At 51.7% G+C, this 26721-nt stretch carries 21 protein-coding genes and 1 pseudogene; 3 read left to right on the top strand and 19 right to left on the bottom strand.

The features are described 5' to 3' along the window. Positions 1-36 precede the first annotated feature (36 nt). Entirely contained in the window at positions 37-1815 is a 1779-nt protein-coding gene (gene aspS / locus HMPREF3016_RS09375; protein ID WP_070450368.1) for an aspartate--tRNA ligase, read from the bottom strand. 142 nt (positions 1816-1957) lie between these two features. Beyond that, positions 1958-3325 carry a histidine--tRNA ligase gene (gene hisS, locus HMPREF3016_RS09370; protein ID WP_070741829.1) on the bottom strand — a complete coding sequence of 456 codons (1368 nt, stop codon included), beginning with the start codon at positions 3323-3325 and terminating at the stop codon, positions 1958-1960. Positions 3326-3607: 282 nt separating this feature from the next. On the opposite strand from hisS, the gene HMPREF3016_RS09365 reads away from it, so the two are divergent. Next, positions 3608-4879, top strand: a complete 1272-nt coding sequence (locus HMPREF3016_RS09365) for a DUF349 domain-containing protein (RefSeq protein WP_238382381.1) — start codon at positions 3608-3610, stop codon at positions 4877-4879. 147 nt (positions 4880-5026) lie between these two features. Here HMPREF3016_RS09365 and HMPREF3016_RS09360 read toward each other — a convergent pair whose 3' ends face one another. The 14 genes from HMPREF3016_RS09360 to HMPREF3016_RS09295 all read right to left on the bottom strand — a co-directional run bounded on the left by HMPREF3016_RS09360 (position 5027) and on the right by HMPREF3016_RS09295 (position 20932). Next, complete coding sequence (locus HMPREF3016_RS09360) at positions 5027-7432, bottom strand: RelA/SpoT family protein (RefSeq protein ID WP_048752082.1); 2406 nt, start codon at positions 7430-7432, stop codon at positions 5027-5029. Between the two features lie 252 nt (positions 7433-7684). Continuing rightward, complete coding sequence (gene secF, locus HMPREF3016_RS09355) at positions 7685-8782, bottom strand: protein translocase subunit SecF (RefSeq protein WP_004004751.1); 1098 nt, start codon at positions 8780-8782, stop codon at positions 7685-7687. 2 nt (positions 8783-8784) lie between these two features. Beyond that, the gene (secD, locus tag HMPREF3016_RS09350) at positions 8785-10479 is read right to left on the bottom strand and encodes a protein translocase subunit SecD (protein WP_070535028.1); all 1695 of its coding nucleotides are present in this window, start codon (positions 10477-10479) and stop codon (positions 8785-8787) included. An 89-nt stretch (positions 10480-10568) separates the two neighbouring features. After that, complete coding sequence (gene yajC / locus HMPREF3016_RS09345; protein WP_013399137.1) at positions 10569-10907, bottom strand: preprotein translocase subunit YajC; 339 nt, start codon at positions 10905-10907, stop codon at positions 10569-10571. Positions 10908-11203: 296 nt separating this feature from the next. Then, the gene (gene ruvB / locus HMPREF3016_RS09340; protein ID WP_210399798.1) at positions 11204-12190 is read right to left on the bottom strand and encodes a Holliday junction branch migration DNA helicase RuvB; all 987 of its coding nucleotides are present in this window, start codon (positions 12188-12190) and stop codon (positions 11204-11206) included. A 138-nt stretch (positions 12191-12328) separates the two neighbouring features. After that, complete coding sequence (gene ruvA / locus HMPREF3016_RS09335) at positions 12329-12949, bottom strand: Holliday junction branch migration protein RuvA (protein ID WP_004004756.1); 621 nt, start codon at positions 12947-12949, stop codon at positions 12329-12331. Between the two features lie 123 nt (positions 12950-13072). Beyond that, positions 13073-13738 (bottom strand): crossover junction endodeoxyribonuclease RuvC, encoded by a 666-nt coding sequence (gene ruvC, locus HMPREF3016_RS09330; RefSeq protein WP_013399139.1) that lies wholly within the window; start codon positions 13736-13738, stop codon positions 13073-13075. Positions 13739-13855: 117 nt separating this feature from the next. Next, a complete protein-coding gene (locus HMPREF3016_RS09325; protein WP_041321796.1) occupies positions 13856-14614 on the bottom strand; it encodes a YebC/PmpR family DNA-binding transcriptional regulator in 759 nt (252 codons plus the stop codon). 190 nt (positions 14615-14804) lie between these two features. Beyond that, a complete protein-coding gene (locus tag HMPREF3016_RS09320; RefSeq protein WP_013399141.1) occupies positions 14805-15566 on the bottom strand; it encodes a type 1 glutamine amidotransferase in 762 nt (253 codons plus the stop codon). Beyond that, the gene (locus HMPREF3016_RS09315; protein ID WP_004004766.1) at positions 15566-16852 is read right to left on the bottom strand and encodes a Mur ligase family protein; all 1287 of its coding nucleotides are present in this window, start codon (positions 16850-16852) and stop codon (positions 15566-15568) included. The genes HMPREF3016_RS09320 and HMPREF3016_RS09315 overlap by 1 nt, the downstream gene beginning before the upstream one ends. Before the next feature lie 157 nt (positions 16853-17009). Continuing rightward, positions 17010-18050 (bottom strand): DUF2797 domain-containing protein, encoded by a 1041-nt coding sequence (locus HMPREF3016_RS09310; RefSeq protein WP_070741823.1) that lies wholly within the window; start codon positions 18048-18050, stop codon positions 17010-17012. Between the two features lie 57 nt (positions 18051-18107). Further along, positions 18108-18986, bottom strand: a complete 879-nt coding sequence (locus tag HMPREF3016_RS09305) for a DUF6318 family protein (protein ID WP_070741820.1) — start codon at positions 18984-18986, stop codon at positions 18108-18110. Between the two features lie 306 nt (positions 18987-19292). Further along, complete coding sequence (locus HMPREF3016_RS09300; RefSeq protein ID WP_070535017.1) at positions 19293-19862, bottom strand: HIT family protein; 570 nt, start codon at positions 19860-19862, stop codon at positions 19293-19295. Positions 19863-19912: 50 nt separating this feature from the next. After that, a complete protein-coding gene (locus HMPREF3016_RS09295; RefSeq protein WP_070741817.1) occupies positions 19913-20932 on the bottom strand; it encodes a potassium channel family protein in 1020 nt (339 codons plus the stop codon). A gap of 221 nt (positions 20933-21153) precedes the next feature. On the opposite strand from HMPREF3016_RS09295, the gene HMPREF3016_RS11370 reads away from it, so the two are divergent. Together HMPREF3016_RS11370 and HMPREF3016_RS10840 are read left to right on the top strand one after the other, a co-directional pair. Next, the gene (locus HMPREF3016_RS11370) at positions 21154-22083 is read left to right on the top strand and encodes a DNA alkylation repair protein (RefSeq protein ID WP_246828534.1); all 930 of its coding nucleotides are present in this window, start codon (positions 21154-21156) and stop codon (positions 22081-22083) included. Beyond that, the gene (locus HMPREF3016_RS10840; protein ID WP_246828533.1) at positions 22043-22747 is read left to right on the top strand and encodes a heterodisulfide reductase-related iron-sulfur binding cluster; all 705 of its coding nucleotides are present in this window, start codon (positions 22043-22045) and stop codon (positions 22745-22747) included. The genes HMPREF3016_RS11370 and HMPREF3016_RS10840 overlap by 41 nt, the downstream gene beginning before the upstream one ends. A 103-nt stretch (positions 22748-22850) precedes the next feature. Here the strand turns inward: HMPREF3016_RS10840 and HMPREF3016_RS09285 are convergent, their stop codons facing one another. The 3 genes and pseudogenes from HMPREF3016_RS09285 to HMPREF3016_RS09275 form a co-directional block, all read right to left on the bottom strand. Further along, positions 22851-24086, bottom strand: coding sequence for a hypothetical protein (locus tag HMPREF3016_RS09285; RefSeq protein WP_070741814.1), 1236 nt, complete (start codon positions 24084-24086; stop codon positions 22851-22853). Between the two features lie 131 nt (positions 24087-24217). Further along, positions 24218-25603, bottom strand: a complete 1386-nt coding sequence (locus HMPREF3016_RS09280) for a hypothetical protein (RefSeq protein ID WP_070741811.1) — start codon at positions 25601-25603, stop codon at positions 24218-24220. 271 nt (positions 25604-25874) lie between these two features. Further along, a pseudogene (locus HMPREF3016_RS09275) lies at positions 25875-26114 on the bottom strand (His/Gly/Thr/Pro-type tRNA ligase C-terminal domain-containing protein); the annotation flags it as partial. Positions 26115-26721: the final 607 nt, after the last annotated feature.

Raw genomic sequence — 26721 nt, 5'->3', positions numbered from 1 at the left:
TCTCAGCGCTCACACGCAGGAATTTTCAAGTAAGAACTACTTCTCGTCTTCATCCTTCTTCTTCGGCTTGAAATCAACGCCTGCTTCCTTGCGCTGCTGCGGCGTGATCGGCGCGGGTGCGGCAGTCAGCGGGTCATAGCCGTTACCGGTCTTCGGGAAGGCAATAACCTCGCGAATTGAATCTACCCTCGCAAGAAGCGAGATAATGCGATCCCATCCGAATGCGATACCGCCCATCGGAGGTGCGCCGTACTTGAAGGCGTCCAGCAAGAAGCCGAACTTCTCCTGTGCTTCTTCCTCGCCAATTCCCATGACCGCAAAAACACGTTCCTGCACGTCACGGCGGTGGATACGGATAGAACCGCCACCGATCTCGTTACCATTGCAGACAATATCGTAGGCGTATGCCAGCGCCGAACCGGGGTCCTTGTCGAAGGTATCCAAAAACTCGGGTTTTGGCGCCGTAAAGGCGTGGTGCACGGCAGTCCATGCTGAGTGCCCCAGCGCGACATCTCCTGACTCGGTGGCCTCTGCGGCAGACTCGAAGAGAGGCGCATCTACTACCCACAGGAACGACCACTCGCCGTCCTTGATAAGGCCGGTACGGTGGCCGATCTCAACACGGGCAGCGCCTAGCAGAGCACGCGCCTGTTTAGCTTCACCGGCGGCGAAGAAGATGCAGTCCCCGGGGTTGGCACCGGTTGCTGCAGCAAGACCTGCACGTTCCTCATCGGTGATGTTCTTCGCAACAGGACCAGTCAGTTCGCCGTCTTCCTGCACGAGTACATAGGCCAGACCTTTCGCACCGCGCTGCTTTGCCCATTCCTGCCATGCATCCAGGGTGCGGCGCGGCTGAGAAGCACCGCCAGGCATCACCACGGCACCCACGTAGGGAGCCTTAAACACACGGAAAGTGGTGTTGGCAAAGTAATCGGTAAGTTCGGTCAACTCAAGACCAAAACGCAGATCTGGCTTGTCGGTACCGTATTTCTCCATCGCTTCGGTATAGGTCATACGGCGAATAGGACGGGGAATATGCACATCAATCAGGTTCCAGACAGCCTCGACAATGCGTTCGCCTAGGTCAATAATGTCATCCTGATCTACGAAGGATGCCTCAATATCGAGCTGAGTGAACTCAGGCTGACGGTCCGCGCGGAAGTCCTCATCGCGGTAGCATCGGGCAATCTGGTAGTACTTTTCAATGCCGCCCACCTGCAGGAGCTGTTTAAACAGCTGAGGTGACTGCGGCAACGCATACCAAGAACCAGGTGCCAAACGCGCAGGAACCAGGAAGTCACGGGCACCTTCGGGCGTTGATCGGGTAAGAGTGGGGGTTTCAATCTCTAGATAACCGTCATCAGCAAGCAGGTTGCGTGCCGCGCGGTTAGCGTCGGAACGCAGGCGCATGATGCGAGCGGGTTCGGGGCGGCGAAGATCGAGGTACCGGTAGCGCAGACGCGCCTCTTCACCGACCTCAACATGCTCGTCAATCTGGAATGGAAGCGGTGCTGCAGTATTGAGAACCTCGACCGCAGAAACTTCAACCTCAATTTCGCCGGTTGCAAGATTCGGGTTTTCATTTCCCTCAGGGCGCTTGGTCACCTGACCGGTTACACGCAGAACGTATTCATTGCGTAGGTGTTCAAAATCATCTTCGTTATGGAACACGCACTGGGTAACGCCCGCGCGATCACGCAAATCGACGAAAGCTACGCCGCCGTGGTCACGACGACGAGCTACCCAGCCGGTGAGGGTTACGGTTTCTCCGATGTTGGCGGCGGTGAGCTCGCCATTGGTATGGGTGCGAAGCACTGCATTCCTTTCATTGCAGGCACCTCACGACTATAGACAGTAGCCGGGTGCATGCGCTTGATTTTTAAGATACGCACACTGCGTGCGCATTGTCCCATTGTAATGCCGCCACGCACTATAGCGTGGCGACACCCGCAATATTTTATGAGTCGATGCTCTCGGCAGGCACTACACGCACGTTCAGGTCTTCTTCTGGAGGCATCCAGCTCGCGGGATCCGCAGCAACTTGTTCCCCCGAACGGATATCCTTGACCTCGTGCGCCAGCTTGCCGTCATCCTCCGTCGAAATAAACCAGACGAAGGGAATACCGCGTTTTTCAGCATATTTGATTTGCTTACCGAATTTGGCTGCATTCGCCGAAACTTCACAGGCGATACCACGCGACCGGAGTGCATCAGCAACATCGTTAGCGGCAGACCAGCCTTCATCATTAGTGAGGGCGATAAATACCGCAGAGGGAACCTTACGGGTAGCCTGCGCAAACCCCTGCGAGAGGATGCGCGCCACCAGGCGGGTTACCCCAATTGACAGCCCGACTCCGGGATAGGTTTTCTTCCCGTTCGAGGCCAGCGACTCGTACCGACCGCCCGAGCAAATCGACCCTAACGATTCATGCCCCACAAGCACAGTCTCGTATACGGTACCGGTGTAATAATCCAGCCCGCGTGCGATAGATAGATCGGCAAGAACTTTTCCGGGAGCGCGGCGGGCAGCCTCATCGATAACTTCGGCAAGCTCTGTAACACCTCGATCAAGAAGTTCATGCCCAACCTTGTACCGCTCAGCGAGTTCACGGACCTGAGCCGCAAAAGATGAATCCTCGGTACGAATCTGCGCAAGCTCTAGGGCTGCCTGAGCCTGCTCTTCAGAGGCGCCAACCTCACGCTGAAGTTCCTGCGCCACCGCATCCGCGCCAATTTTTTCAAGTTTGTCAATGGAACGCAGCACCGCGGCTGTATCGGTGAGTCCCAGCCCAAAATAAAAACCCTCCGCAAGTTTGCGGTTGTTCACCCGAAGTTTGAAATCGGGAATAGGGAGTTTTGAGAGCGCATCCACAACAACGAGGGCGAGGGTCACGTCATAACGGAAAGGCAGTTCCCCATCACCCACAACATCAATATCAGCCTGGGTAAACTCGCGTGCACGCCCCTCCTGCGGGCGCTCGCCGCGCCACACTTTCTGAATCTGGTAGCGGGAGAACGGGAAATTCAGGTACCCGGCGTTCTCAACCACGTACCGCGCGAAAGGCACAGTCAGATCGAAATGCAGAGCAAGCTTTTCTTTAGCTTTAGTGGCGTTGTCATCCAACAGGCGAGAGATCGAGTAAACTTCCTTATCAATATCGCCCTTGCGAAGAAGCTGCTCAATAGTCTCAACCGAACGGGTCTCAATCGAAGAAAAACCGTGAAGCTCGAAGGTCTTACGCAGAGTGTCAAGAACATGGTTCTCAACAAGTCGTTCAGCCGGTAAATACTCCGGAAAACCAGACAGCGATGCCTTGCGAGCCATATGCTTCTCTCCTTGAAATCGTGGTATCAGATGTGCGCCATATTGTGTGATGCGCACAGCCTTTTAATCATAGCAAGGATGCGCCCACAGCGAACCGCAAAACTTCGCGCCTATTCTGGCGCGTCACATGCCGCTATAGGATGTATAAACTGTATACACCCGCTATGCTGTATAGATGCGCTATATGTTTCGACCTATAGCCATGAGACGTTTCCCCGGCATGACATAGAGCCTATTCTTCCGATTGGTTTTTCATGCCCCTAGTGAATGAGAGTTATAGCGGTGACTATTAAATCCGACGACACCCAGGTAAACCTTGAGCAGGCACGTAAGTTTGGTCGTGTATCCGATGACGGTCATGTTTTTGTGATTGTTGAGGGTGAAGAGTACGCCGTAGGGCAGTTGCCCGGTGCCTCCGAAGAAGAAGCCCTGGCATATTTCGCCCGCAAGTTCGAGAACGTTGAGGCACAGGTCTCTCTGCTCGAATCGCGTGTCGAGAATAATTCCCCGGCGGCAGATCTGCAAAAGGGTATCACCTCCATCGGTGCGCAAATTGGTGTGCGCAATATGGTGGGCGATTACGCAAGCTTGCAGGAGCGCCTGTCCGCATTGAACGAACGCATTATTAAGCTGGGCGAGGCTCAGCAGCAGGAACGTGCCGAGAACCGTGAACGTGCTCTGGCGGCGCGCGAAGAGATCGTTGCTGAGGCTGAGCAGATTGCGGCTCAGGATGTTGAGAAAATCCATTGGAAGAATTCTCACGCCCGTATGAACGAACTCTTCGATGCGTGGAAACAAGCCCAGCGTGAAATTCATTTGGCGAAATCAGTTGAAGACGAGCTGTGGAAACGATTCCGCGCCGCCCGCACCACCTTCGACCGCAACCGTCGGGCGCATTTCTCGCAGCTTGACGACCGTAACGCCCGCATCAAACGCGCGAAGGAAGAGCTGATCGCTCGCGCTGAACAGCTGTCTTCTTCAACCGATTGGTCTGAGACCTCACGTGAATACGGCAAGTTGATGCGTGCTTGGAAGGAAGTTCCGCGCGGTTCTCGCCGTGAGGACGATAAACTGTGGGCGCGTTTCCGTGCCGCTCAGGATGTCTTCTTTGATGCCCGCAACGCCGCCGAAGCACAACAGGACGAAGCATATGCCGAGAATCTCAAGGTTAAAGAGGCTCTGCTAGTTGAAGCTCGCGCCCTGTTGCCGGTAACCGACATTTCTGCCGCTAAAAAGGCTTTTGAGAAGATCCTTGACCGTTGGGATGCAGCCGGTCGAGTTCCGCGTGCAGATTTGCGCCGTATAGATTCTGAGCTTCGTAAGATTCAGGATGAAATCAACGGTGCAGAAGCCGCTAAATGGAAGAAGAACGATCCCGCTAAGGCAGCCCGCGCAAACTCGCTGCTCACCCAGATCCAGGATTCGCTCGCCGAGCTTGAGTCTGAGCTACAGGCAGCACAGGCTTCCGGCGATGCTAAGAAGATCGCTAAGGCGCAGGAGGCTTTGGAGGCGCGCCGCGCCTGGGCGGCAACCCTTGAAGGTTTCAACGCCTAAAGCTTGTTCCTCCTTTCTTACGAAGGTACAAAAATTCCGGGGTGTTCCCTATTGGGAGACCCCGGAATTTTTGTGTTTATCTGCCAAGCTATGCCCTGCTTACACGCTTTACACACCCTGCGCAGATTTTCACGCACCTACTGTAGACTATGCAGCCGCTGGCTTGGCACCGGTGAGACGATACGCCTTATAGACGCCCGCAACGTTACGCACAACGTTCAAGACATGCTCAAGCATAAACCTGTCCCCTAGTTCAACCGCAAACCGGTCGATGACAGTACGATCCTCAGAGGTGTGCACGCGCGCATCCAGAATACTTACTCCAGCCTCTGAAATAGCTCGGATGAGGTCGCTGAGCAGACCCTTACGGTCCAGGCCCTCCACCTGAATCTGCACGCGGTACATGACATCAGGTGATGAAGCCCACTCCACCGTGGTAATACGGGGCTCCTCATCGGCATTACGCATATTGGGGCAGTCGCGCCTATGTACCGAAATACCGTTGTACCGAGTCACCATGCCAATAATGTCATCGGGCGGAACCGGTGTGCAGCATCGTGCAATCTTCGTCAGCACGCCCTCGGCACCTGGAACGACCACGCCGTTATCACTGACGGCACGATGAGTCTGCTTAAGCAGGGTCTCATCAAAGTCGCTAACCTCAACCTCAGATTCTTCAATCTGGTCGCCGTTATAGAGCTCGACAAGAGAATTAATCACCTGCTTTGGCGATATTTCGTTCTCACCAATTGCCCGGTATAGTGTTGCAACGTCATTCTTGTGCAGCTGTTGAGCTACCTGCGTCATGAGCTCCGGGCTCATCATCTTCTGCAGCGGCAGCTCATTATTGCGCATGCTCTTAGTGAGAGCTTCACGCCCGCGATCCAGAGCCTCAAGACGGCGTTCTTTTGCGAAATGCTGACGAATCTTTGTTCGCGCTCGCGATGAACGCACGAATTTGAGCCAGTCCTCGCTGGGACCAGCATCCTCATTTTTGGTGGTCGTAATTTCGACTGTTGAACCCGTGGGCAGTACTGTATGAAGTGGCACTAGACGCCCATTCACCTTAGCGCCAACGGTACGATCCCCCACTTCAGAGTGAATAGCATAAGCGAAATCCACAGGGGTTGAACCGGCGGGAAGAGCGATTGCTTCACCGTCGGGGGTGAGCACCACGATCTCATCAGTATCGAGAGTTTCCGCCAAAGACTCATAGAATTTATCTGACTCAGGGTTGGAATTAGAGATTTCGGCAATAGACTGCAAAATCCCCACATTCATGGCGGAGGTATGCGCCCCCGGCTCGTGTTTCTGCTGGGTTATTTTCTCCCCCCGCGAAGCCGCTTTATATCGCCAGTGTGCGGCAACACCGTATTCCGCTTCCTCATGCATCTTATAGGTGCGGATTTGAATTTCCAACGGTAAATTACCCGGCCCATAAACCGTCAAATGTAATGATTGATAATTGTTATTTTTAGGATTCTTAATATAATCTTTGAAACGCCCCGGCATGGCGGGCCAGAGTGAAAGTATATGCCCTAAAACGGTGTAACATTGTTCATCCGTTTCGACCATAATGCGCACCGCGAGAATATCGTTAATCTCGTCAAAACTACGCCCTTTGGTTTTCATTTTTTGATGAATGGAATAGTAATGCTTCGGGCGGCCCGTCACCGTAGCTTCAAGCCCCACCGAGTCTAAACGCTCTGTAATTTTGCTGCGTGATTCATCAAGAAATTTTTCAAGTTTAGGGGTACGCTCCCCCACCATACGCACGATTTCGGCATATATTTCGGGGCTCATCGCGGCGAAGGATAGATCCTCAAGCTCCCACTTGATGGTGTTGAGTCCCAGGCGATGGGCCAGCGGAGCATAAATTTTAAGAGTTTCTTCGGCTTTTCGCGCCGCCGACCCTGCGGCTACAAAACGCCAAGTACGTGCATTGTGCAGACGGTCGGCAAGTTTGATAAGAAGCACACGAATATCTTTACTCATCGATAGCACGAGTTTGCGAATAGTCTCGATGGATGCGTGCTCTCCATAAGCCATTTTGTCAAGCTTTGTCACACCATCAACAAGGTAAGCAACCTCTTCGCCGAACTCTTCTGTGAGCTCTTCCATAGTGTATTCGGTATCTTCGACGGTGTCATGCAGAAGCCCCGCTGCCAAGACAGGACCGGTCGCGCCCATTTCAGCAAGAATCGCGGTCACGGCAACGGGGTGGGTAATATACGGATCGCCACTTTTACGCTTTTGACCTTCGTGATATTTATTCGCTATGTCAAAAGCACGCTGCAGAACTTGAATATCTTCATCGGGGTGATATTTCCGCACGGCGCGTACAACAGGCGCCAAAAGCGGTGAGAAACGTACAGACGCACTTTCGTTGGCTCCCCCAGATGTTGAAAGCATGCGGCGACCAAAAACCAAACGGTTAGGCACACGTCCGGATGCCGCCATCACACGGTGAGAGCCACGCACAATTTTCTTAGGCGGCTGCGTCTGCATGCCACCTTCGTTATCGGGGATTACGGGAGATCCTGCTGCGCTCATCTTTCTGCCTTCTTCCTCGTGCCCTCCACGTATTGAGAATCATCGTCGACCCACGCATCACCATAAAACCTGCGATATCACGATATCTTGAGTGAGACTCTCATGTGTTTATTTATCCTACTCACTGTTGTGCAAATGCGGCAAACTCATGTAGTGAAACTTTCAAGATTTATTGTAGGTGTTACATAAACCATAGGGGGCGCTCCTGTGAGAACGCCCCCTATGATTATTCACTTATACGCCCCAGTCAAGTTATTGGTCTGCGTTTATAACGTTGACTTCAAAACTCGGTTTACGGCGTTTACGCGGTTTATCATCGTCATCCTCAGATGCGGCATCCGCCTCTGCCTGACCACTCGCGCGGTATTCCTCAACCTTACGTGTGTGGGCGAGGATCTTCCGCTCGCCCAAACGTAGGGTTCCATAAAGCGGCGCCGATACGAAGAGCGTACCGACCATGCCGACCAGAATACCGACGAACAATGACAGCGAGAGATCTTGCAGAGTACCGGCGCCCAACATAAACGCGCCGATAAAGAGGATCGAACCCACCGGAAGAACACCAACAATAGCGGTGTTAATTGAACGCACTAGCGTCTGGTTCACCGCAAGGTTAATGTCTTCCGCAAATGTCCTGTCTTTACGGGAGAAAGCATCCTCGGTGTTCTCACGGATCTTATCGAAAACCACCACCGAGTCGTACAGTGAGTAGCTCAAGATCGTCAAAAAACCGATGATCGCACTCGGGGTAATCTCGAATCCGAGAGCCGCGTAAATTCCTACCGTAACAACTACGGTAAAAAGCAACCCGGCTATAGAGGCCAGCGACATCTTCCACGTGCGGAAATAGAACGCCATGCCGATCAGTGCAAGGATCACGAACACTATCAACCCGAAGAATGCCTGGCGAGTTACATCTTCGCCCCAGGTAGGACCAACGTAAGAAGAGGTTACGTCGTTCTCGCTCACACCATAAGCATCTTGCAGAGCTTTCTTAACACTGAGGGTTTCGTTATCAGAGAGCTTGCTCATTTGAGCTCGGATAGTTCCGGGGGCAATATTTGTAACACGCACATCCGATGCCGAGGGTGCATGCTCTTTCACGGCGTTTTCGCCCTCAGATACCTCAGTGTGGGTGGTTCGAGATACCACAAATTCCGAGCCGCCACGGAAATCAATACCCAGGTTAAATCCACCGCTTACAAGCGGTATGGCAACAGATACCGCCATCAGTAGAACCGCAAGTAAGAGCCAGAGGCGGCGCTTGCCGATGAAAGGATAAGACCGAGCACCCGAGTGCAAGTCATTACCGAAGCGCGCAAAAACATTAGGCTTAACTTCAGCAGCCATGATTACGCCTCCTTCTCATCATTTGTTGCTTCTTCAGCAGTGGCGGCGCGCTCAGCACGTCGACGCTCCGCAATACTTAGGGTAGGTTCCTTTGACGAGCGGAAACGACCGGCGCCTCGGTATAGGGGTGCTGCCCCCAAGGATTCCGGTGAAAGCCCGGAATGGCGGTGCCCCTCGCCAAAGTATCGTGTATTTGCAAGCAGAGTAAGCGCGGGGTGGGTGAAGAGATACACCACAATCAGGTCTGCGATCGCGGTAAGACCCAAGGTAAATGCGAAGCCCTTCACCGAACCAACCGACACCACGTACAGCACTACTGCCGCCAGAAGGTTCACAGCCTTAGAAGCCAGGATAGTTCGGGACGCGCGCTTCCACCCGTGACTGACAGCCGCCGGTATTGTACGTCCGGCACGAATTTCATCACGAATACGCTCGAAGTACACAATGAAGGAGTCTGCCGTCGCACCAATTGCCACAATCAAACCGGCAACACCCGCCAGGGAGAGGCGATAGTTTAGGGCCCATCCCAAAAGCACAATGGCTTCATACGAGATAATGCCCGCGACCACCAAAGAAGCCATTGTCACAAACCCGAGCAGACGGTACTGGAACAGTGAGTACACAAAGACTAAAAGCAGACCAATCAGACCGGTCAGAATACCCACTTTAAGCTGTTCTGCGCCCAAAGTTGCAGAGATCTGCTGCTCTGATTGAATAGAGAAGCTAATCGGGAGAGCACCGTACTTCAGCTGATCGGCAAGATTCTTAGCTTCCTGCTCTGAGAAGTTACCGGTAATCTGCGGCTTGCCGTCTGCAATAACCGCCTGCGAGACTGGCGATGACAAAACCTTACCGTCGAGCATAATAGCAAAGCGGCTGCGGGGATCGTTCGGGCTCTGACCGCGAATAGCGTTCAGACGAGTCGTCACTTTCTTAAAAGTTTCACGGGCCGAGTCGTTGAACTCAATATTCACGGTCCAGCGACCGGTGTTAATGCCCTGCCCGCTAGTTTCTTGCGAGTGACTTGCCGTCGAAATATCGTTACCGTTGAGTTCTACCGGGCCCAAAATGAATTTCTCGTTGCCATCGGTAGAGCACGCCACGATAGCTTTCTTGGGGTCTGCCGCTTCCGCATCTTCATTATTGCCCGCGGAGCAATCTTTAGCCTCAAACTCTTTATAAAGCTCGGGAGTAATCCAGTTGGTATCTGAACCGTTATCCTCCTGTGGCTCTGCGGTAGGCTTTGGGAGTTTATCGTCAGGAGTGCGTGATTCCTCAGGTACTGCTGTACCGGGCGATGAGGACTGCAGCACCGCGCGGAAGGTCATGTTGGCGGATGCCTGAATAAGCTCACGGGTTTCTGGGCTGATATTTCCAGGAACCGAAACCACAACGTTGTTTCCGGAGCCGAAAGACGTTGTAACTTCTGCCTCCGAAACGCCTGCACCGTCAACGCGCTGACGAATAATTTCAACGGCCTGTTTCAGCTGCTCCTGGCTAACGTTGGTGTCGTTCGACCCGTTCACTTTGGGTGAGAGGATCATCTGGGTACCACCAGATAAATCAAGTGCTAGTTTTGCTCCCCACGACCCACCGGCTTGCGTGGTACCGAAAATACCAGCGGCCATAAGGATCATGAGCAAAACCATCGAGACGAGGGCGCCTCGCGCGGCTGCAAGCGGTGAACGCCTAGCCATATGTGCCCCTTACTAGTTCTATGTTCTAGATATTCTTATGTGCATGAGATAAGGAGCTCCCCCTTTTAGCGGCGAAACTCCTTGACCAGTTATTCTTTGGTCTCTGAAACGTCAGAGCTTGTTTCTTCGGATGCGCCAGCACCTTCGACAGAATCTTCAGCAGCCGTAATAACCTGCGCAATCGAGTGTGGGTTAATGGTGATGACGGTGCCTTGAGCAATCTCAAGTTTGGCTTTCTGCGCCTCAGCATCAACGGAGACAATTTTGCCGTACAGACCCCCACGTGTCATGACTTCATCCCCGGGTTTAAGCGAAGCGATCATATCCCGCAGCGCTTGGAACTGACGCTTCTGCCGCCTAAAACTGCTGTAAATCAAAAACCCAGCAAAGACGACGACAAGAATCATCATAAGCGAATTGACGTCCATGTGTTTCCTCTCCGTAGGCGCAAGCCCACCGCCGCAGGTTGGTAATTCCTACGGATATTTTGACGTTTTATCTGTGCACTACCTATCCATCCTACGCGAGAGGGCTGTGTTTCCCTACTCGTTTCATGATATGCGTGTAGGTTTTCTCAAGCATTATTCGCCGTTTTGGCGATACTCAGGCATCTTTTATGCGGATAGCTAACGCGCCATTTTTAGCTTATAACCCACACAAAGGTGTATCGCAACGAAGACGGTGTCTGTACCTGGTCTCCGATCTCGCTGAGCAACAGCGAGTACTAGAGGTTAACTTCAGGTGCCTCAAGCCCCATGTGTTCCCAAGCCGCAGGCAGTGCTACGCGCCCGCGCGGAGTGCGACCGATCAAACCCTCACGCACCAGATAAGGTTCAGCGACAGTTTCTACAGTTTCGGTTTCTTCCCCCACCGCAATAGCAAGAGTTGAAAGACCCACTGGTCCCCCACCAAATTTGTAGATAAGAGACTCTAAAACAGCGCGATCTAGACGGTCGAGGCCGCGCGCATCCACCTCATACATATCAAGGGCGGTCGCGGCATCATGAGAGTTGATATCGTGAACATCATTGACGAGTGCCCAGTCTCGCACACGGCGCAGCAAACGGTTTGCGATACGCGGGGTTCCGCGCGAACGACCGGCGATCTCGGCATATCCTTCACTTGTGATACGCATATCCATCAAACCAGCGCTTCGGCGAAGTACAAGTTCTAACTCAGGCACAGAATAGAACTCAAGGTGCCCGGTAAAACCAAAACGGTCACGCAGCGGACCGGGAAGCAGACCTGCTCGCGTTGTGGCACCTACCAACGTAAATTGAGGAAGCTCAAGCGGAATCGAAGTTGCTCCGGCGCCTTTGCCAACCACAATATCCACACGGAAATCTTCCATCGCCATATAGAGCATTTCTTCTGCTGGGCGGCTCATACGGTGTATTTCGTCAAGAAAAAGTACCTCGCCCGGTGTGAGCGAAGACAGAATCGCAGCCAAATCTCCCGAATGTTGAATTGCTGGCCCGGAGGTAATACGAAGCGGTGCCTCCATCTCAGCGGCAATAATCATTGCCAGGGTAGTTTTGCCCAGCCCGGGAGGGCCGGAAAGCAACACATGGTCGGCACTGCGCCCACGCATTTTTGAGGCTTCGAGCACAAGGGAAAGCTGCTGACGCACGCGCTTTTGCCCCACGAAGTCGTCAAGCGACTTAGGGCGCAGCGCCGCCTCAATCATTTTCTCTTCAGGTTCTTCTTCCATTGCAACCAGACGTTGCCCAGGAACCTGCCCTGGCGCATACCCACCGGATGTAGCGTTATCGTATGGATTCTGAGTCACAATATCGTCCTTTATGGAAGAGAACACCAAGTCTTCTTAGCCTACGGTACTGGCGTACCGCTAATGCCGCCCCACCGTATTCTGTGCCCCCAGAGAGGCAAGTACCCCTCGCAGGGCAACGCCCACGGCTTCCTTTTCTGCATCTGGGTTATGCTGCACGTAAGCGTCGATTGCGGCATCTGCGTCTTTTTCGCTCCACCCTAAAGAGGTGAGCGCATCCATAACCTGGGGCTTCCACGCGATGCCCTGGGCGGGGGCGTTTTCTTCGGCCTGACCTTCACTCAAAATGAGTTTACCAGCCAGTTCTAGCACAATGCGCCGCGCACTTTTCGGCCCGATCCCCGGCACTTTGGTAAAGGCTTTATCGTCGCCGGTTGCAACGGCTCGCTCAACCTCGGTGGCAGTATGCACGCTCAAGACGGCAAGGGCAATACGCGGACCAATCCCCGAAACCGAGAGCATCATCTCAAAGACCTCTCGCTCTGCAGGTTCTGCAAACCCGTAGAGAGTCATAGAGTCTTCGCGCACGATCATAGAGGTCAACAAGGTTGCAGTGGATCCCGTGCGCAGATTTGAGAGGGTACGTGCTGTAGCCCGAACGAGCATACCAAACCCATTGACGTCAAGAATTGCACTCTCTAGCCCTACATGGGTTACATGCCCCGTTAACGACGCAATCATCTTTTCCCTCTCTTGTTACCTTGCGGACCCTACCAACGTGGGTGCCATCATCCAGTATATTAGAATATTTTTCTGAATGTACAGTTTATAGCAATCTTTATCGAAAATATTTCCGATATAAGTTTAGCGTCGTGTCTTTGCCTCAGCTTCAAGCCAGATTCGTTGTGCCGGTGTCAGCTTCGCATGCTGTGCACGCACTGGGCGTGATCCCTGGTGAGTCTGCGTATTCGCTGACATATTAATGCCAGAACCAATGCCGCCACCGCGCCAGCCATGACAGATTGCAATCGCTAGGGCGTCTGCCGCATCGGCGGGTTTAGGAATTTTTTCCAGCCCCAAAATCTTGGTAACCATACGACCAACCGAGGCTTTATCTGCACGCCCCGAGCCGGTAACGGCGGCTTTTACTTCAGAAGGCGTATGAAAGAAGACCGGAATGCCGCGTACTGCTGCGGCAGAAATAACCGCCCCAGAGGCATGGGCTGTACCAATCACCGTATTGACCTGCTCCTGCGCAAAAATGCGTTCAATAGCAAGAGCATCAGGTTGATAGGTATCAAGCCAGGTTTGCGTCACGGTAAAAATCCGCAGAATACGCTCATCAAGAGGCTCAGCGGCGGCGGTTCCCGCGATCCCCACATTGATGAAGCTGGCTTTGCGGTTGGCGGTCATGTCAATCATGCTAAGCCCACAGCGGGTAAGCCCCGGATCTACACCCATAATGCGGGTGGCGCCAGCAGAGCGCGGCTCATTGCGAAGAGGATGGTTTTCTTGCGTAGATGCGTTCATGGTCCTCTTTCGTTGTTGCGCTGGCTGCGCTGTGTATATAGTTCATGCCCGAGTGGCTGCGATGCCGGTGTCTGGCACCGCATTGTAACCGTGCTCGGGCATGAGGTTAAAAGGCTTTTACTCTGCCTCTAGCTGTTCCATGACGTCAGCAGAGACGTTGGCGTTAGAGTATACGTTCTGCACGTCGTCGAGTTCTTCGATGGCGTCTGCAAGTTTGAGGAATTTCTTAGCGCCTTCGAGGTCGAGGTCTACCTGCATGGTGGGGCGGAATACGGGGTCGTCGTTGTTGTAATCAAGTTCCGCTTCATCCAGCGCTTTGCGGATTTCAGGCAGGTCAGTGGGAGCGGATACAACCGTGAAGACATCGCCTTCGTCGAGTACTTCTTCGGCGCCTGCGTCAAGCACAGCCATAAGAACATCGTCTTCGGTCAGACCGTCGGTCTTGGTAACTTCGGCAACGCCCTTGCGTTCAAAGAGGAAGGCGACCGAACCTTGATCTGCCATGGTGCCGCCGTTACGGGTGACTGCCAGGCGAACATCTGACGCCGCACGGTTACGGTTGTCGGTAAGGCACTCGATGTAGAGCGCGGTGCCCTGGGGCCCGCGAGCTTCGTATAGGATCTCGGTGTAGTCGATGGTTTCACCGGTGAGCCCAGCGCCACGCTTAATAGCGCGATCAATGTTGTCGTTGGGTACAGAGTTTTTCTTTGCTTTGGAGACGGCTAGGTCGAGTGCGGGGTTACCAGAAATATCTGCGCCGCCCATACGAGCCGCAACTTCAATAGCTTTAATGAATTTTGCGAAAGCCTTCGCGCGCTTAGCGTCAATTGCGGCTTTCTTATGCTTTGTAGTGGCCCATTTAGAGTGACCCGACATTCGTATCTCCCTTGTCTCTTCTTCGCCCGTGGCGGCGTACTTGCCCTGTTGCCACGTCACAATACTTTTACACTATACCGGTTTCGCGCGGTTCTCGGATAGTTTCATACCTGCGTTTCGCGGGGTGCATACCGTCAAAGTTTTGGTGTGCACCCCGCGGTTTGTTTGGATGTTGTGGCGAGTATCTGCCCTAGCGGGGGCGTTTCATAGCGGATGCGCGCGCTTTTTCGACCATCGAGTCATCAATTTTTTCAGGGGTGAACTCCCCATATTTGCGTTGTGCTGCCGCCTCAATCAGATAGTCCGAAATCTTCGGGTTCTTCGGCAGAAGCGAACCGTGCAGGTAAGTACCCACCACGTTGTGCACGCGAGCGCCTTCATGATGATCTGTCGAGTTGTTCCCTACGCCTTTGGTCACGGTTGCCAAGGGCTCGCATCCTGCGCCGAGGTAGGTTAGTCCCGAGTGGTTTTCAAATCCCACGATGGTGCCGAATTCTTGTGAGTCTTCAACGATGTTGCCAATCAGACGTTCGTTGCCGCCGACCGTGTAGGCATCAAAGATGTTAATACCTTTGAGGGTTTCGCCTTCGTGGGTGCGGAATTCTTTGCCGAAGAGCTGGTAGAGCCCGCAGATCACGAGCATGGGCATGCCGTCTTCTGCATTCTTTTTGAGCTTAGCTCCTATGGCGTGCAGGTCTTCTTGAATTACGGTTTGTCCGGAGTCTTGGCCGCCGCCTCCGATAATAATATCGACGTCGTCGGGGAAGGTATCTCCGGGGTTGTAGTCGAGAATTTCAACGTCGAACCCGTGGGCGTGTGCGCGGCGTGCCAGCGCTAGGGTGTTTCCCCAGTCCCCGTAGATGTTCATATCTTTGGGGTATAGCTGAAGAATGCGCAGGGTTTTGCCGTTATTAGGGCTTGAAACCGGTTCTCCTGCAATGGTATGGGTCATTACGAAACCCTTTCGACGTCGGTGAATTTGGTGAGCTCTTCGCGTAGGGCGAGCATTGCGGTGTAGGTGCAGAAGATTCGCATGGGTGCGTCGCCGCTGGTGGTGATGAATTTCCTGAGGGCTTCGCTGAGGTTTTCGTTGACGTCATCCACTCGTACACCGTCGTGTTCGAGGCGCAGCGCCATGTCCCAGGCGCGTACCCCTGAGACCATGTCTACACCGGTGTCGCTCAGTGAGTCGAAGTCTACGTCCCATAGCCAGGAGACATCACGGCCGTCTGCGTATTGGTCGTTGATGGTGATCATGGTGGCGTAGTCGTCTGCGCTGGCGCTGGCGAGTGAGAGGCGGAATCCGCTGGGATTCTTAACAAGCAGAAGCTGCAGCGGGCGGCCATTGATGTTGAGGGTTTCGCCGCGACCGAATGCCGGGGTGATTTTAGCGAGTTCGTCAATAAGGGCTTGTTTGTTGAGTTTTTCGCCCAGAACCGCACGGGTGAGGGCAATGGCACCGGCGGCATTGTAGATATTGTAAATACCGTAGAGGTTGATGTTTCCTTCGCAGGTTTCACCAGCGAGATCGAAGGTTGCACTGGTACCTGAGAACGCGGTGAGGGTAACGTCTGCGGAGGGCAGTTCGCCGCGATTGTTATTGATTCCGGCGCGCATTTCGTCGTCCGAGGGGAAGAAGGAACGCAGCGTTTCGTTGAGCCCAAAGTAGCTGATGTTTGTTCCGGTTTTTACGGATTGCGCAAGCGAGAGGATGCGCGGGTCTTCCCGGTTGAGCACCACAGTATCGGTGGTGGCTTCAGCTACAGTGGAGAGCATGCGGCGGGTTGTGTCAATTTCGCCGAATCGGTCGAGCTGGTCTCGCAGCACGTTCAGTAGCAATGCGTAGTTTGGTTTGACGGCTTTGACGAAGTGCACGGCGTGGGCTTCGTCAAGTTCCAGTACGGCAATGTCTGCGTCGAGTTTGCCACTAAGGTCCATCGCTCCGAGCAGTGCCGCCGCCACACCGCGCACGAAGTTTGATCCAGTGCGGTTGGTGAAGACTTTGAGCCCCTGTGCTTCGAGGAGCTGCACAGCCATTTTGGTGGTGGTTGTTTTGCCGTTGGTTCCCGAAACAACGACGACGCCATAGGGCAGTTTGGCGAGTTCTTCGGCAACAAATCGTGGGTGTAGTTTTTCCATCACGAGACCGGGGAATGCTGATCCGCCGCCACGTAGCGTGCTGGCGTAGCGAATGCCCTGTCCGAGAAGGCGAATTAGGGGTTTTGACATGTTCACCATTCTATACCGTTTGTCGTGTATTCCTGTGCGAGGGTTCTTCGCAACGCAGCACCGGCTATACACCGGGCTGGATACCGCTCCCCTGCTATAAGCACTAATAAGCATGCGACGAGATTTCCCTGTACGAGATCCCTCAGAAAGTTTTGAACACGACAACCTAGAAAAGCGAGGTCTGTACTGTGACGGCGCTGAGAGTATCCGTCGGTTCCACCACATAGTTAGCGAGTTCTGCGGTGTTGATCAGCACGGCGGCATCCGGGTCTCCAACGTGAGCAGTCACGAATTTTCCTGCGGCTCCGGTGCAGAAGAAACCTGCTTCACGGGTTTTGAGGATGCTGGGGAATGCGTCGAGTGGTTCCGGGTTTTGCGCACGCAACGCCGCGTAAGGGCGGTTCATTGCCACGGAGGGAACCCAGGATTCATCTAGGGCGGTAAGCTGCGTTAATAGCTCGGATTCGGTAAGTGCTTTATGTGCGCGCTCCACGGTGTTTTGATGCGCCGCCCGCAGTTGGGCCCCGGGCAGCGGTTCAGTCCAGGCTCGGTATTTACTCGCTACCTGTTTGACCTGCGGAATATTGGCGATGCGAGTTACCGCATCCTCAGCTTCACGAATCAGCAACCCATCGGGCGCCTGGGCTATATAGGTTGCGGTGGCGACGGCCTGCTCATCCAGACGACGCGGTGTTGAGTGTTGCGAGCTGGTACCAACTTTAGAGCTTCCGTCAGGAAAAGTGGCGATATAAAGCCTGTGGGGTTGCTGCGCGTAGGCGCGCATTCCGGGGGTCAGCGTTCCCGCGTAAAGATGCGCGGTATGCAGAGCCGTGAACTCGTCATGCGCGGCGCAATATTCGCATTGTTTCCCGCTCTCTAGGCGGTTCCCCTGTGGGCACGCTACACGCTGTATCTGCCCGGTTTCTGTATCGCCACGGGTGTATCCGGCGCAGAACTTTTGGAGGTTCCCAGCACCGTCCAGCGCGAGCCGGAGTCCAAGAAACGCACCCGGAGTCACGGGAACGCTCATAACATCGCCGCTGGGTTTTATGCTTGTGCCGCCTGAGGCATCCGCCAACACCACGGGTTCAAGACGCAGAAAAGGCTGCCTTTCACGCCACTGCACATCACGCCAGATAAGGGCACGTGCGTGGTCAGCTGCTGTGGAAACATCAAAAATTGAGTCCAGCAGGTTGGGGTACCTCATACGTTCAGTGTAACCCTGCCTTTCACACGCGAATAGAGCTGTCGTTTTCCTCTGAGGCTAGTACTCCTCATTCTTGAAGAATTCGTCGCTGCTGAGTGAGACGGAGAGCTTTTTCAAAACTTCGAGTTCTTTGATTTTCCAGCCTTCGCCCTTCACATAGACGAACGTGGCTTTCATTTCTCGGTTCATACCGCGGTTGCGGTAGATTTTGTTGTTTTGCAGGCTTTCCTCGTTATACCAGGCGTAGCGGTTGCGTTTGTAGGAATACGTCACTACCCATTCAGCAGAGTCCCCAGAACCGACTTTTTCCGAGCTTAGAATCTCTACCTTATAGAGTGGGTTCACAGGCCAATACCCTGCCGAGGTCATATCGTCAAACTTCATGGACTCTTCGGGCGTATCCCCGCGGTCTTCGGGGGTGCGGGTGTCAAACGTCGAAGGACGCTCGGTAAATTTATAGTCTTTGGTGAAGAATTGCAGCGACTCTTCATCAGTCATTTCGTGGTTCGTAAGAATCTCATACTCATGGAATTTTGCGAGACGTTTAAGCAACGTTTCTGGCCCTTCAATACCCTGTTCTTTGACCTTAGGGTCGAATTCAGGCTCGTGAACGTTATACGCGGGGTGCTCTTCGGTAGCCGCGACAAATTCCCCGTTGTCATAACGGCTCTGTTCACTGGGTGTCAGGGGAGCTTGAGCGCCGCTGGGCAAGAGTGCAGGCCCACTGGGCTTGATCTTGGCAGGGGAAGGTTCCGCTGTCGGCGTCGGGTTGCCGCTGGCGTCGTCATAGGAGTTTCGGTTGTCCTCAGATGCCGTGGAATTTCCGCCGCTGTGGCTCATGGGAGAGGATGCCACGCATCCAGGCGTAGCTAAAATACAGCCCGTGAGAGCGAGAGATAAAAGGGTACGCTTGTACCCAGCGGCGGATGTTGTCATCAACAAACCAGCTTTCGAGAGTGGTTGGTATGCGGTTAATTGTTGAAGCCGGAAGAGCGCTTCAAGCGGTGATGTTGCTATTTCTATCCTGCCACATGCACACGCTAAAAGCATTAATGTACCAGATGATGGTTTAGTGTGGAGGATTTCAAGAGCAATTTTGCGGTTAAAGAGCAGGTCACGAGCGTATTTTTACGTCGCGTTAAGACTTCGGAACACTCATGAAGTATACCTGCATACGCGGCTTAACGTGAATGTTTCATAGCCCCTCAAAGTAACATAACTGTCGGAAACGTTCAGGCGGGGCTATGCGGGCATGCGAGCGAACCCGTCCGCGATAATCTGGCGCATGTCATCAAGGGTTCGAGACATAGTTTTTGTATGGGCAATAATGGGTAGAAAATTGGTGTCACCGCTCCAGCGGGGCAGAATATGCTGATGCAGGTGATCGGCTATACCCGCTCCCCCGACTTTGCCCTGATTCATGCCGATATTGAACCCGTCATTATGGGAAACTTCGCGCAAAACACGCATTGCGCGCTGAGTCAGGCGTGCCATTTCGAGAGTTTCTTCCTCACTCGCCTGATCGTACAGAGGAATATGGCGGTACGGGCAGATGAGCAAATGCCCCGGATTATAGGGGTATAGGTTGAGCAGAGCGAAGGCGTGCTCTCCACGATAAACAATGAGCGATTCCTCATCACTGCGCGAAGGGGCCGTGCAGAATGGGCAGGTTTTCTCAGTATGGTCCTGCTGCCCACCGCTCACATAAGCGGTACGATGCGGTGTCCAGAGCCGCTGGAACGCATCGGGCACGCCGGGCAGCTCGAAGTCATCGGTGACGTTCGTGTTCTGGGCATTCTGGTTTTCGCTCATACCCCTATTAAACCGTATATTTATAACTCCGCGAGCGGCTCACATGTGCTCTAATCTGAATCACGCCCAAGGCGCACCGCAATCTTCTGACGAATCACCGTGAGCGTCTGCTTAGTCTCTTCCAGCAGTTCCATTGGTTGTTCGGGCTCGTGATCGTCTTCTTCGGTGTCAGTCGCAAGATTGCGGTGAGAGGCAAGAAACTCTTGTGTAAGTTCTTCGGGTGGATGGTGTACCGTGCCGTCTCCCATACGGATGGCGAGCATCGCCTTAAGCTCGGCGATTTCGGCGTGAAGTGTCTCAATATCGGCCTTCGTTGCGGCGTGGTCTTCTTCGGTGACTCCGCTAATTTTTTCGATCACCCAGGTAGCAAGCGCACCGGTAATCACACCGAACAGACCAACCCCATAAATCATGACAACCACGGCAATAACCCTGCCGGGTACGGTCACGGGGTATACGTCACCATAGCCTACGGTCGCCAGTGTTGCGAGAGTCCACCAGTACGCCGTCCAGATATCTTTGATGAGGGCACCTGGGGCACCTTGCTCAATGGAAAAGATAGCGAGAGCCGCCATGATCACAAAGATCAGTGTGTACCCGAAGAGTTTAACGGCCAGTTCTGAGAGCAGTTTGTACTGGCGGTTGGCGGTCATGTGGAGCATCGCCAAGAAACTCACGATACGCCATGCTGGCAGAAGCACAATGGCGAGGTTCATCAGGTTGTGCGTGAAGAAGTAGATGCGCCGAGGCGCTAGGTAGAGACGCACACAATAATCGACCGCGAAAAGCGCCCACAGTATCATTTGAAAAATATTGAGGATGCCGTCAAGCGGTGCGCTAATACGCGTGCTTACAATGGGCGCGGCGTAAGCAACAAGATACAGGAGCGAGGCAATAAAAAGCGGTTTATCGGTGCGGCGCTCCCATTCGTTGAGCCCTTCTTCGCCGCGAGTAATCTTAGGTCGGCGCTCATTGCGTGGGTGGTCAGCTGCGGTATCGGCGAAAACGGTGTTTTCAGGCTCGGGTACGGTACGGGTGTGTGGTGTTTCTGTACCGTTTGCCTTTGCCATACTGCTCAGTCCTTACATGCTCTTCATTGAAGCGGGTCTGCCGCGAATTCCAGTTCACGCAAACCTTTCTACAGCCATCATATCGGTTTTCTGTAAGTGTCTGTGGATGCCGCTTACCTCACGTGGGGAGACTCGCCGTGCGGGAGAGCATTGGTTTGTTTCGGGTGTTTGGCTTAGACCAATACGTTACAGAGAAGAACCGTATCTGAGAAACTAGGGCTATGAGTTCTTCAATTTCGCAGACAGTCCGTGAACTTGCCGAACCAAAACTGGCGGAGTTCACGGCGAAGCTGATTCCTACGGTTGATCCGGCGCGGATTTTGGGTGTACGCATGCCCGCGCTGCGCAAGCTCGCTAAGAAGCTGCTGCGTGAACATCCGCAGGAAGTCACGGAGTTTAAAGCGGCAGTTCCGCATGATTTTCAGGAAGAAGACCTGCTGCATGTGCTGCTTCTCAACGAGGAACGTGACTTTGCCACCTGGCATGCGGAAATTACTAATTTCTTGCCATATATGACGAACTGGACTCTTACGGGTGCCGTCTCCCCGACCTGCGTGAAGGACCGCAATGCAGCCAACCTGCCGAAGCTGGAGCGGGCCTGCCTCAACTGGATGCTTGATGATCGCGTGTATGTGCAACGTCTAGGCGTGGTAGTGCTCATGTCACTGTTGGGCACCGAGTATTTCTCACCGGAGCATCTGCGTAAGGAGTACGAGTACAACGGCATCGACACCTGCGCCGTGGACGGCATGTGCCAGACCCGCTGCCCCGTGAACATTAACACTGGTGACCTGATTCGCCACCTGCGTTCTGAGAACCAGGACAAGCTGGCTGCTACCGGCTGGAAGGTTGCCGCGCAGCAGTGGGGCGTCATGGATAAGGTCGCCGGCAAGGCCCTGACCGTGGCTCAGAAGCTGCCGTTCCCCGTGGTGCACGGCACCACCAACATTGCCCGCAAGGTCATGGGCGACGACACGGTCCCCTCCTACAAGAAGGGCCTGCCGGTCGGTGGCCCGGCACGTAAGCCGCACAAGGACGCAACCGCTGAGATTGTGTTCTTCCCCGCCTGCGTGAACTCCATGTTCGGCGGCGTGGACGGCGACGGCAAGCATGACCCGGTACGCAACCCAGGCGTTCATCCGCCTGTGTGAGCGTGCGGGCGTGAAGTACCGCATCCCGGACAATATTGGTGAGATGTGCTGCTCCACCCCGTGGAAGTCGAAGGGCTTCACCGACGGCTACTCGATCATGAGCGACCGTGTGCTGAAGTCCCTGTGGGAGGCCACTGACGGTGGCCGCCTGCCGGTCGTGTGTGACGCTTCGTCCTGCACTGAGGGTCTTGAGGTGATGCGCAAGAAGGTTATTAAGGCGCTTGAGCACAAGATTGTGAACGGTCTGAAGCCGGGCGAGCCGGACTTCTCGCGTCTGCGCATGCACGACGCGGTGCAGTTCGCCGCCGACAATATGCTGGATAAGCTGACCGTGTCTGCTCCCCTGCCGTCGATTGCACTGCACCCGACCTGCTCCATGACTCATCTGGGTACTCAGCCTGCGTTTGAGAAGATTGCGAACGCGATGAGTGACGACGTGTACGTGCCGAAGAACTGGGGCTGCTGCGGTTATGCGGGTGACCGCGGTATGCTGCACCCCGAGCTGACGGCGAGCGCTACGGAGGCGGAGGCTGCGGAGCTGAGCGAGCAGAAGCAGTTCGCCGCATACATTTCGGCGAACCGCACCTGCGAGCAGGGCATGACGGAGGCGACCGGCCACACCTACCAGAACGTGCTGCAGCTGCTGGAACGCACCACCCGCTAAAAGGCTGAGCGCGTAGCAACGGTATAAAGAAGGGACCCGGCGGGCTATCTGATGGATAGACCGCCGGGTCCTCTATTAATAGACAGACATATACCTATATAATTTAGTCTTCTAGCTTTCTTATATATCGCAAAAGTGAATTACGAAAATTAGACAACAATTCTTTTGCAAGAGATCTTTCAACAGGACTACCTTTTAATAAATCTTTAACACGCATATTAAGTTTATTAATATCAAGCGCTTGGAATCCTTCCTTTCCCACTCTCTCATCATTGACATGCAAAGAAGCTTTAAAACTTCCAGAGTCTTCATCCTCAATATAGTCCCTGAATAGGAAATACCTCAAAATAAGGGGATCCATCTTTCTAGATTCAACCCCATTTTGAGAGTAAAAATTTATTAACTCTTCAGACGGTGCAACATAGAAATTTTGAGCAGCATGAATAGCACATACATTCATCATGTAAATTTTTTTGCACGACTCAGAAATATTCACATATTCAATATTTCTTGCACCTATTTCCTGATCTTCAGGGCTTTTCGGAATGAGCGCAACAACAATTTTTGAGGATAGGGGGACGCAGTAACCCACTCCATATTCTGCTTTAGGATTAGTTATATATAAACTATAAACAACGTTTACATCACCACCCGCTGGAAGTTCTCCTCGACTCATGGGCATGAACCAGGGAGAGATTCCCAAGTCGGATAGAACAAACCTTCTTTTATCGTCCACTAAAATTCTAAATTTATACCTTTCTAGGTAGCTACTTTCATACATCTTATATAAGCGCTCCCTATTCAATTGAATGGAGTTTCTAATTATATTCTCTTTATCCTTTTGCATTAAACCCTCAACCGTTTCGAGCGTATCTGTGCGCAGGGAACCTCTAATAAACTCTCCAGCAAATGGCGACCGCACAAACATTTGCGCAATATATGATACGAGGACACCGAATCTTCCCTCATCCAGCTCTTCATGCATTTCAAGCAAATTAATGATATCACCTATAGAACCCTCGGTCTTATGAAAAATATTTTTATCCAAGTCAATGGGATCTATCTTATACCCCTTATAATATCCATTATCCATAATTTTTTGATCTTTATAATATTTAGAAATTTCATCAAATTCTTTGGATGTAAAATTAGCATCATGCTCCCCCACAGAGTATCCAATGTCCTCTGCCGTTACACATTCTGTCTTACTCTCACGGATATCCCTCTTAAGGACCTCTTGTCTCCTCCAATTAATTTTACTCTCTTTGCATTCTCCTTCAGGGAGGTACCTAAACCTACCAATTATGCTTGCAGGAACTATATGATCTTTCCTAAGCAAAACTTACTCCTTCAAAATAGTTAACACAAAAATTACCTAGCAATATTAACAATAAAACTGTGACAAATAGCAAGAATCGACTGATAGATTCCTTACTTCCACCTCCCCTATTTAGCGTAATTAAGTAACCCTTAATCTCGAGATTTTTTCCAAACCTTAATTACATATGAGATTAAAGGAATAATAATAATAAAAAACGCAATAAGAATACTCCACCCCAAGGCCATCAATTTCTCATCACCTGATTTATCGCTGCTTAGCAATAAGGGCATAACTGTAGGAATAATCATAATAAATGCAATATATAGCGCATACCTTGCGAGCCTTTCTTGACTCTTTGCAAGTTTTTCTTGGCTAATAGAAAGATCTTCCTGACGTTGCGCAGAATTAATCCCCTCAATTTTTTCGACAGAATCTTTTAAGACATTCAAATTCTGCTCAAAATGAAGAGCTGACTCCACCTTTTCCATAGCAATAACATGCTTCCCGCCTCTCGGATTCGTGCGACCCATATCATACATAATATACATTCTATTGATAGCGTTATTAATATTCTTAATTTCTTTTTTATCCTCCGCAGAAACGAACTTCTGAATCTGACCTGTGTAATAATTTACAAGAATATATTTCAAAATCGATAGCATGATTGCATCCAAATGGAATGACTCAGCATACCCCTGATAACAAATCGGCAAGTCGCTACCATTTATTTTTGAATCTGGAAAATAATAGACAATGCCATTTGAACAAGCATAAAAACACCATTTATACCCACTACCACCTTCCATTTTTAGCCGCTTAGGATCCTCTTTAGTCCACTTTTCCCTGGCAGCATCAGATGGTTCTCTACGATCCGCAATTTCATGCAATTTCTTAATAAACTCCAACCTATCTGGATTATCTTTTTCGAGATTCCTGAAATTTTTGAGAAAGCTTGAATCACTGGGCTTAAGCGAATTAATTATATTCACTACATACATAAATGGTTTAATATTCTTTTTCCACATAGATTTCTGCAGCTTACGGCTTTCGAATTCGTCCTTATATTCTTCCGCTTCTTTATCACCAATTCTAGCTCCTGGAATCAAATGATATTTAGCAAAATATTCGTATACATCGTCTATCTTGATTTTAAATTTTTTACCTATTTCTTCCCTAGGTATCTCGACCTCAAGTACAGCCAATCCTGGAATTTCATCTGAAAGACAGATTTCTTTTTCAGCTAAAAGTACTTGAACGCGATTAATAGTATAATCAACTATGGTATTGTCTTTTAGTTCTTCTGAGTAATACCTGTGATTACCTTTGTATAGGAGGTTCCAAATAGTCTCAGGGAAATTATCCCATCTGTCTTTATCTTTAGAGATACGTTCTATAATTCGGTTTTCTTCTTCTATCCAATATTTCACACCAGGTACACCTGCATTCCAGCCTACACCTTGATTTCCGCCATTATTTTTGAATTCTTCTAAACTTTTTTTATCAGTAAAAATTGAAGCCAAAATATATGTCTTCATTGTCTCGCTCCTTAAATTATTCTTAGGCGTACAAATTTTTTGAATCAAATTCTCTAAATTTTACATACGTGACTACGCATCTTCTCCTTGATTTTGCAGATAGAATACCTGGCGATTAAACACACGAGGTGCTTAGATCGCGCCCAGACGTCCTTATCCGAATCGTACAATTACCGGCATTTCCGAACGGCAACGAACGTTAGTACCATCACTTACATTAGCACGAAAACACACCGCTGGACTAGGGAAAACTTCACCGCAACATAACTTTCTACACACTGTTGCGGATATGCTCCACAATACGTGCCACAGCCTCATCCACGGGCACACCGTTCTCCTGCTTGTTACCGCGGAAACGGAACGAAACAGCGCCGTGCTCCGCATCCTCACCGCCAGCAATCAGAATGAACGGAACCTTCTCAGTAGACGCAGTACGAATCTTCTTAGTGAAACGATCCGAACCGTAATCCACCTCAACACGCACGCCGTGCGCACGCAGCTTATCCGCAATCGCAATCACATCAACCATCTTTGGAATGTTTTCAAAATAAATTATTGTGTATTAGCAATATAAGGTAATATTTGCGATTACCCCATCAATAATACAAGTGTAAATTGCCTCTAGCGGTCATTATGTTATGTTTCATGCCGGCCAGTTCTTCACTAGGAAGAATACTGGAAATAGTATAGCTTCCCCATCCATTTTCTGTACGGTAAGTACTACGAGTACCTAATTATTCCTAGTTACAGTAGACTGGTAGGTTACAATGAGCCACAATGCGAATTTATTCTTTTATTACGTCAGAACCTGCCACCCAATAAACTGTATTCAAATTCTGCAGGATAATAAGAAAAACGCCCCCCTGTAGCTTATAGCTACACTAGAGAAGCGGTTTCCTTAGTGAACTTTAAAATTGTTCCGAATTGATTTCAGAGGTAAGTAAAACAACCGTGATGAAATTTGGATTTTTCATTCTCAAATCAATACATTGTCAGCTTTGCCTGTAGGAGTTTTTATTTCTCCTTCGGGAAGGGTTTCTTCGAAAAGAATTCCCCCAGAAAGCTCAAAATTTTTACCGTCAACGGTGGCACCCGTGAAGTCAGCACCCTTAGTAAAG

Source organism: Rothia sp. HMSC065D02 (genome assembly GCF_001815285.1).
Taxonomy (GTDB): domain Bacteria; phylum Actinomycetota; class Actinomycetes; order Actinomycetales; family Micrococcaceae; genus Rothia; species Rothia dentocariosa.
Note: the sequence above shows the minus strand (reverse complement) of the source record. Positions and strands in the feature narration are given on the sequence as shown.

Excerpts from the sequence above, each read along its gene's own strand:
- hisS (WP_070741829.1), bottom strand. The coding sequence starts at position 3,325 with ATGGCTCGCAAGGCATCGCTGTCTGGTTTTCCGGAGTATTTACCGGCT.
- HMPREF3016_RS09360 (WP_048752082.1), bottom strand. The coding sequence starts at position 7,432 with ATGAGCGCAGCAGGATCTCCCGTAATCCCCGATAACGAAGGTGGCATG.
- secF (WP_004004751.1), bottom strand. The coding sequence starts at position 8,782 with ATGGCTGCTGAAGTTAAGCCTAATGTTTTTGCGCGCTTCGGTAATGAC.
- secD (WP_070535028.1), bottom strand. The coding sequence starts at position 10,479 with ATGGCTAGGCGTTCACCGCTTGCAGCCGCGCGAGGCGCCCTCGTCTCG.
- yajC (WP_013399137.1), bottom strand. The coding sequence starts at position 10,907 with ATGGACGTCAATTCGCTTATGATGATTCTTGTCGTCGTCTTTGCTGGG.
- ruvB (WP_210399798.1), bottom strand. The coding sequence starts at position 12,190 with ATGGAAGAAGAACCTGAAGAGAAAATGATTGAGGCGGCGCTGCGCCCT.
- ruvA (WP_004004756.1), bottom strand. The coding sequence starts at position 12,949 with ATGATTGCGTCGTTAACGGGGCATGTAACCCATGTAGGGCTAGAGAGT.
- ruvC (WP_013399139.1), bottom strand. The coding sequence starts at position 13,738 with ATGAACGCATCTACGCAAGAAAACCATCCTCTTCGCAATGAGCCGCGC.
- HMPREF3016_RS09325 (WP_041321796.1), bottom strand. The coding sequence starts at position 14,614 with ATGTCGGGTCACTCTAAATGGGCCACTACAAAGCATAAGAAAGCCGCA.
- HMPREF3016_RS09320 (WP_013399141.1), bottom strand. The coding sequence starts at position 15,566 with ATGACCCATACCATTGCAGGAGAACCGGTTTCAAGCCCTAATAACGGC.
- HMPREF3016_RS09315 (WP_004004766.1), bottom strand. The coding sequence starts at position 16,852 with ATGGTGAACATGTCAAAACCCCTAATTCGCCTTCTCGGACAGGGCATT.
- HMPREF3016_RS09310 (WP_070741823.1), bottom strand. The coding sequence starts at position 18,050 with ATGAGGTACCCCAACCTGCTGGACTCAATTTTTGATGTTTCCACAGCA.
- HMPREF3016_RS09305 (WP_070741820.1), bottom strand. The coding sequence starts at position 18,986 with ATGACAACATCCGCCGCTGGGTACAAGCGTACCCTTTTATCTCTCGCT.
- HMPREF3016_RS09300 (WP_070535017.1), bottom strand. The coding sequence starts at position 19,862 with ATGAGCGAAAACCAGAATGCCCAGAACACGAACGTCACCGATGACTTC.
- HMPREF3016_RS09295 (WP_070741817.1), bottom strand. The coding sequence starts at position 20,932 with ATGGCAAAGGCAAACGGTACAGAAACACCACACACCCGTACCGTACCC.
- HMPREF3016_RS11370 (WP_246828534.1), top strand. The coding sequence starts at position 21,154 with ATGAGTTCTTCAATTTCGCAGACAGTCCGTGAACTTGCCGAACCAAAA.
- HMPREF3016_RS10840 (WP_246828533.1), top strand. The coding sequence starts at position 22,043 with ATGACCCGGTACGCAACCCAGGCGTTCATCCGCCTGTGTGAGCGTGCG.
- HMPREF3016_RS09280 (WP_070741811.1), bottom strand. The coding sequence starts at position 25,603 with ATGAAGACATATATTTTGGCTTCAATTTTTACTGATAAAAAAAGTTTA.